This window comes from Photorhabdus sp. RM96S, from assembly GCF_042879335.1.
Lineage (GTDB): Bacteria > Pseudomonadota > Gammaproteobacteria > Enterobacterales > Enterobacteriaceae > Photorhabdus > Photorhabdus kayaii.
The window spans coordinates 1-220 of record NZ_JBHFKT010000318.1 but is presented as its reverse complement, the minus strand read 5'-3'; the positions used below and the strand labels follow the sequence as shown (position 1 = coordinate 220).

General features: G+C 40.0%; 1 pseudogene. It reads right to left on the bottom strand.

Going from position 1 to position 220, the window contains the following annotated elements:
* Positions 1 to 69: 69 nt before the first annotated feature.
* Positions 70 to 220 (bottom strand): annotated as a pseudogene (locus tag ACGF49_RS25520) (IS200/IS605 family transposase); the annotation flags it as partial.

Below are 220 nucleotides of genomic sequence, written 5' to 3'. Positions count from 1 at the left end.
CTTTTTTTAAAGCAGAACGAGGCGGTATCATGACAGCGCTACCTTGCAGAGATGTACTGTGCCTACATTTTACTCAATTTTGTGGCTGTGAAAAGTTTTTAGAGGTTCCCTTAATTTATCCTGCATTAAATCTGACTTTTCTTGCTCTCTTATGTATTTCTGGATTGTGGCTTCATTGAGCCCCACCGTACTTACATAGTATCCTTCTGACCAGAACTTC